Genomic DNA, 6,490 nt, shown 5'->3' on the forward strand with positions numbered 1-6,490 from the left:
GGGGAGGCGTGAGGCTGCGGTGCTGTGCGGGGCGGGACTCAAAGGGGCAGCCGCGAGGACGAAGCACGGCGTAGCAAGCACCGCAGCGAAGGAGCGAGTAACGCGAGCGACTGAGCGAGGAGCGCAGCAAGCCGCGCGAGTCCTCGCGACTGGGGCTTTGGAGGAGGCTGTCTGGATCGCTTCGGGAACCGTTCTATATTCTCCAAACGACCTGTCCGGAACCGTCTACACCACCTGTTCGCCGTCGTCGTCGTACACCTCGATGGCGTCGACCGGGCACGAGCGCGCCGCGAACTTCGCGTCGAGCTCCTCACCGTCGGGAACCTCGACGACGAACAGGTCCTCGTCCTCCTCCTCGCTTCCCGCTAAGTCGGCCTTCCCGTCGTTCAGGTTCTTTTCGAAGGCGTCCCACTCGGCGACGCACTGGAACATCCCGACGCAGGTGTCGCGGTCGAACTCGACGTACATGCCTACCGGTTCGGCGAGCCGATACAAAGCGGTGACGACGAGAGGTGTAGGGCTCCGGTCGGTTCGGATTCGACGACTGACTCGGATTCGATGACTGACTCGGATTCGATGACTGATCGGGACTCGACGGTCGATCCTCGGAAACTACCTCCAAAGCCCCAGCCGGGAGACGCTCGGAGGCGACGTAAGCACCGCAGCGAAGGAGCGGAGCGACTGAGCGAGGCGCGCAGCGAGCGTCCGGGCGTCTCCCGGCTGCCCCTTTGCGTCCCGCCCCGCAGCCTCACGCCTCCCCAGCCTCGCCGCTCGCTCGGGGCTCCCTTCGGTCGCCCGTCGCTCGCGGCGTCCCTCGCGCGTGCGACTCACAGCCTGACGGCTGTTCGTCGGCACGCGCCACCGCAACTGCGCTCCGGACTCGTCTCTCGCCACCGATCTTCTGCGGTCGACCGTCCTTTTTAAGCGTCGCAGGCACCCATCGCCGCGTATGACCACGGTCTGGCTCGTCGACCGGCAGTTCGACTCGAAGGGGCTCGTCCGACTCACCTACGCCACCGAGGACGGCGAGCGGATACACACGAAAGAGCTGGCCGAACAGCGGCTCGTCACGGGCGGCGGGATCACCGCCGGCCGTGAGGTCGAGGAGAGCGCGCTGGGCGAGACGCCCGCCGACGAGGTCGAGCGGTTCGCGTCCGAGGCGTCGAAGATGGCGGCCGAACACGACCTCGACGACACGGTCTGACGGCCCCCGGTTGCGATCGTGCCGGCGCTCCGTCCCGCACAACCGAGGCCGTTAAGGGGGAACCGGCGGAACGTGTGACCGAAATGCCCAGTGGTGAGTACGACCCCGACGCCGTCGAGTCGCGCTGGCAGCGGCGCTGGGTCGACGAGGAGACGTACGCCTACTCCGACGACGACCCGGTCGATCCGAACACCGTCTTCTCCATCGACACGCCCCCGCCGACGGTATCGGGGAGCCTTCACATGGGCCACCTGTACGGGTTCACCCTCCAGGACTTCGTCGCGCGCTTCGAGCGCATGAACGGCGGGGAGACGTTCTTCCCGTTCGGCTACGACGACAACGGCATCGCCTCCGAGCGCCTGACGGAGGACGAACTCGACATCCGGCACCAGGACTTCGAGCGGCGCGAGTTCCAAGCGAAGTGCCGCGAGGTCTGTGCCGACTACGAGCAGCAGTTCACCGAGAACGTCCAGTCGCTCGGGGTGTCGGTTGACTGGAACCACACGTACCAGACGATCGAACCGCGCGTCCAGCGCGTCTCCCAGCTGTCGTTCGTCGACCTCTACGACCAAGGCCGCGAGTACCGCGAGAAGGCGCCCGCGATCTGGTGTCCCGAGTGCGAGACCGCCATCTCGCAGGTCGAGACCGAGGACGACGAGCAGGCCAGCCACTTCAACGACATCGCCTTCTCCGTCGCCGGCAGCGGCGACGCCGACGGGGGAGAGGGCGACGCCGACGCCGAGGAGTTCGTCATCTCGACGACCCGGCCCGAACTCCTCCCTGCGTGCGTCGCCGTCTTCGTCCACCCCGAGGACGACGACAATCAGCATCTCGTCGGCGAGTCCGCCGAGGTCCCGCTGTTCGGCCACGAGGTGCCGATCATCGCCGACGAGCGCGTCGACAGGGAGACCGGCTCCGGCATCGTGATGTGCTGTACGTTCGGCGACCAGAACGACATCGAGTGGTACCAGGTCCACGACCTGGACCTCCGGGTCGCCATCGACGAGTCCGGCCACATGACCGACGTCGCGGAGGCGTACGAGGGGCTCCACGCCGACGAGGCGGGCGAGGCCATCGTCGAGGACCTCGACGAGGCGGGCGCGCTGCTCGACCGCCGCGACATCACCCACACGGTCAACGTCCACGAGCGCTGCGGGACGAGCGTCGAGTTCCTCGTCACCGAGCAGTGGTACATCGAGATGCTCGACAAGACGGACGAGTACCTCGACGTCGGCCGCGAGATGGAGTGGTCGCCCGAGAAGATGTTCACCCGGTACGAACACTGGGTCGAGGGGCTCCAGTGGGACTGGCTCATCTCCCGCCAGCGCTCCTCCGGGATCCCGTTCCCCGTGTGGTACTGCGAGGACTGCGGCGAGGAGATTATCGCCGACAAGGCCGACCTGCCCGTCGACCCGCTCTCCGACGACCCGCCGGTCGACGCCTGCCCCGAGTGCGGTCACGACGCGTTCGAGCCCGAGGACGACGTGCTCGACACGTGGGCCACCTCCAGTCTCACGCCCCTCATCAACGCGGGCTGGGACTGGGACGAGGAGGCCGAGGAGTTCACGATGGAGCACCCGGAGCTGTATCAGTTCGACTTCCGGCCGCAGGGCCACGACATCATCAGCTTCTGGCTGTTCCACACCCTCGTCAAGTGCTACGAACACACCGACGAGGTCCCGTTCGAGGAGACGATGATCAACGGACACGTCCTCGACGAGAACCGCGAGAAGATGTCGAAGTCGGTCGGCAACGTCGTCGAGCCCGAGGCCGTGTTGGAGGAGTTCCCGGTCGACGCCACGCGCTACTGGGCGGCCGGCACCGCCGTCGGCGACGACTTCCCGTTCAAGGAGAAGGACCTCCGCGCGGGCGAGAAGCTGATCCGGAAGCTGTGGAACGCCTCGAAGCTCGTCGAGTCGCTGGCGCCCGAGCCGTTCCCGGCCGAGCCTGAGGGCGGCCTCCGTGAACTCGACCGGTGGCTCCTCGCCGAGCTCGACGCCGAGGTCGAGCGGCTCACCGACCTCCTCGACGACCGCGCGTTCTCGAAGGCCCGCGACGAGCTCCGGAGCTTCTTCTGGAACACGTTCTGTGACGACTACCTCGAGATCGCGAAACAGCGCGAGGACGACGCGGCCGCGTACACGCTTCGCACCGCCCACCGGCGGTTCCTGAAGCTGTTCGCGCCCCTCCTCGCGCACGTCACCGAGGAGCTGTGGCACGACATGTACGCCGACGCGAGCGACTCGATCCACCTCGGTGACGGCGCGAGCGATTCGATTCACCTCACCGACTGGCCCGAGCCGCTGGGAGTCGAGGCGGACCGCGCCGCCGGGACCGCCGCGACCGCCGTCGTCGGCGCCCTCCGGAAGTACAAGAGCGAGAGCCAGCTCCCGCTCACCGCCGCGCTCGACGCGGTGGAGGTGTACGCCGACGTGTGCGGCTTCGAGGACGACATCACCGGCGTGATGCACGTCGACGACCTCGCGGTCCACCCCGACGGCGACGCGCCCGTCGAGACGGTGATCACGGGCATCGACCTCGACTACGCCACCGTCGGCCCGAAGTACGGCGACCAAGTCGGCGACATCGAGGCGGCTCTCGCGCAAGGAGAGCACGAGATCGACGGCGACGAACTTCACGTCGCGGGCGTCACGCTCGTCGACGACGAGTTCGGGGTCGAGGAAGAGCGGCAGTATCAGGGCGAGGGCGAACTGCTTCAGGCGGACGACGTCGTCGTCATCGTCCGAAACGACGCGTAGGCTCCACTTCCTTCCCTCCGATTCCTCACCCAATTATAGGTCCGCGCCGACGGCGTCTGCGACCGAGTCGAACCCGTCCTGTTCGAGCAGTTCGAGGAGCCCCTCGTTGATGTCGCGCGCGAGTCCCGGCCCCTCGTAGACGAGTCCGGTGTACAGTTGGAGCAGCGAGGCGCCCGCCCGTATCTTCTCGTAGGCGCCCCCGGCGTCGGAGATTCCCCCGACACCGATGACCGGGACGTCGGTGCGCTCCGCGACGAACCGCACCCGATCCGTCGCGAGCGACTCGATCGGTTTCCCCGAGAGGCCGCCCCGCTCGGCCTTGTTGTGGCTCCGCAGCGAGTCCGGCCGCGACGTCGTCGTGTTAGTCGCGATGACGCCGTCGAGGCCGAGGTCGTCGACGACGCCGAGCGCGTCCTCGACCGCCGGCTCCGGGAGGTCCGGCGAGAGCTTCACGAGTAGCGGGTCCGCGCCGGCGTCGGCGAGCGTCCCGAGGATCCGCTTCAGGGCCTCGCGGTTCTGTAGTTCGCGGAGGCCCGGCGTGTTCGGGCTGGAGACGTTGACCACGAAGTAATCGCCCGCGTCCGCGACGCGCCCGTACGTGTACAGGTAGTCGTCCGGGGCGTCGTCGAGCGGCGTCGACTTCGATTTCCCGATGTTGACGCCGACGGGTACGTCCGGCAGCGGGTCGCGGTCCAAGCGCTCGCCCACTCTGTCTGCGCCCTCGTTGTTGAACCCCATCCGATTGACGAGGGCCTCGTCCTCGCGTAACCGGAACAGTCGCGGGCGCGGGTTTCCGGGCTGTCGCTCGGCGGTGACGCCGCCCACCTCCACGTGGCCGAATCCGAGCGACGCCAGCGCCCGCGGGACGTGCGCGTTCTTGTCGAACCCGGCGGCGACGCCCACGGGATTCGGGAACGTCGACCCGAACGCGTCGACCGCGAGCCGTTCGTCGTCGACCGCGTACCGCTCGGCGAGCGCGTCGTCGACTGGCGTTCCTTGGACGCCGCCAAGCAGTCGGTGGATCAGTCCGTGTGCGGTCTCCGGCGGTAGCCGGAACAGTACTGGCTTCAACAAATCGTACGCGCCCATCGTCTGGGCCTCGTTACGAGCGACAATCAATCCGCCGACCGCGGTCCGTATCGCAGTCGCTCGGCGGCGTAACTGTGGCGAACTCCCGCGGTCCGCGTCAGAAGTCGTGTTCGAGCTGTTCCGGGTTGGCGTCCGCCCTCTGGATAATTATCTTCCCGTCTCGGACCCGGACGAACACCTCGTCGCCGATCTCCATGCCGGCGACGGCGAGCTCGTCTTCGTGGAGGTTCACGTGGACGTTATGGTACTCCCCGTCGTCGTCCTTGGCGCCACTGGGGCTGAGCTTCTTTTTGCGGACCATCGCGGGTGTGCTTGTCGCACTTCGCCATAGCAGACACATAAGTGTTGTTTACGCGTGTTCGGGTTTCGGCTGACGGCACGCGTGCGCACGATGAAATTTTTTACCCGAACGGGAAGACCGTCCGAGATTGATCGGCCGGTGACTCACAGAAATACGAGACCGACCCGCGGTGATTCGCGGGATCGGAATCACCTGGTAAACCCCGAATCAGCGTGTCGCGCGCGCCGAAGGTCCCGCGAATCGTCGCCGATCGCCCGTTTCGCTTCCGCTTCGAGCCGCCAAATCGCCAGCCCCCGCCGAGGTAATATATAAAAATTGTGGCGCACAGCTTTCATTTCCCCGATATATTTATTACACACTGTGTGCTGGTGTCACACGGAGGCAAAATCATGGTACGTGAAGACGGTAAGCGAAACTTTGCCCTTCGAGAGGAAGACGGATCGGAACCGAGCGAGTTCTCGGGAAACATGCCGCGTCAGGCGGCGCTCAAAGCGGCTCGAACCCTCGAGCCGGCACCCTCCGAGGAGGCGGCGGAGCGAACGACGCTTCGTCTCCGGGAGAAGGGGACCCAGAAAGTCCACGAGTACGAGGGGTGGGCTTGGAAGGACGGCGCTCCCGAGGTCGACGACGCGGACGAAGACTTCTGGCTCAACGACCTCGACGACATCACCAAGGCCAACGTGTCGAAGCAGGGAATCGAGTACCTCGACGACGAGTAGCCCTTCGGGTGCGCCGGTTCCGATCTCTTGTTTTCGCTGCCGGCCGGCCGGAACGCCTCGGACTTGATCACCCTTTCGCGACAGAGATACCGTCCCGGGTAGGTTGGTCTCCGCTTCGACTCGATCCGGTCAGTTGTCCCGCTGCTCCCGCCATGAAATCGCATGACGTGGCGCAGGTAGTTCGACGGGGTTAAGTACAACCCGGGCATTCGAAGAAATGCGAAGAACGCATCGCGGACTCGGGCCGTTCAACTCGGCCCGGTTTCGCTGGACCCGTACCGTTCCGATGGGTTTATGACCCGTCGTCCGGTACGTTCAGGTCCACGAAAGATGAGGATCACGCCCCCTGCGCTCCGGCGTAAGCGGTGATCTGATGTGAGCCGTGGTCGTTCGGTGCCATCCAAGCCGCTGGGTAAAC

General features: G+C 66.2%; 6 protein-coding genes. 3 read left to right on the top strand and 3 right to left on the bottom strand.

All coding sequences use genetic code 11. From position 1 onward, the window contains the following. Positions 1-225: 225 nt before the first annotated feature. Entirely contained in the window at positions 226-468 is a 243-nt protein-coding gene (locus C463_RS06230; protein WP_008442105.1) for a ferredoxin, read from the bottom strand. A gap of 481 nt (positions 469-949) precedes the next feature. Here C463_RS06230 and C463_RS06235 point away from each other — a divergent pair, with 481 nt between their 5' ends. Continuing rightward, positions 950-1,204, top strand: coding sequence for a hypothetical protein (locus C463_RS06235; RefSeq protein WP_008442106.1), 255 nt, complete (start codon positions 950-952; stop codon positions 1,202-1,204). 83 nt (positions 1,205-1,287) lie between these two features. Beyond that, positions 1,288-3,963: a valine--tRNA ligase gene (locus C463_RS06240; protein WP_008442107.1), complete on the top strand. Its 2,676-nt coding sequence runs from the start codon at positions 1,288-1,290 to the stop codon at positions 3,961-3,963. A gap of 33 nt (positions 3,964-3,996) precedes the next feature. Here the strand turns inward: C463_RS06240 and C463_RS06245 are convergent, their stop codons facing one another. Together C463_RS06245 and C463_RS06250 are read right to left on the bottom strand one after the other, a co-directional pair. Continuing rightward, entirely contained in the window at positions 3,997-5,052 is a 1,056-nt protein-coding gene (locus C463_RS06245) for a quinone-dependent dihydroorotate dehydrogenase (RefSeq protein WP_008442108.1), read from the bottom strand. Positions 5,053-5,149: 97 nt separating this feature from the next. Then, a complete protein-coding gene (locus C463_RS06250) occupies positions 5,150-5,353 on the bottom strand; it encodes a hypothetical protein (RefSeq protein WP_008442109.1) in 204 nt (67 codons plus the stop codon). Positions 5,354-5,742: 389 nt separating this feature from the next. On the opposite strand from C463_RS06250, the gene C463_RS06255 reads away from it, so the two are divergent. Continuing rightward, the gene (locus C463_RS06255; protein ID WP_049905634.1) at positions 5,743-6,072 is read left to right on the top strand and encodes a non-histone chromosomal MC1 family protein; all 330 of its coding nucleotides are present in this window, start codon (positions 5,743-5,745) and stop codon (positions 6,070-6,072) included. Positions 6,073-6,490: the final 418 nt, after the last annotated feature.

The organism is Halorubrum californiense DSM 19288, from assembly GCF_000336875.1.
GTDB classification, from domain to species: domain Archaea; phylum Halobacteriota; class Halobacteria; order Halobacteriales; family Haloferacaceae; genus Halorubrum; species Halorubrum californiense.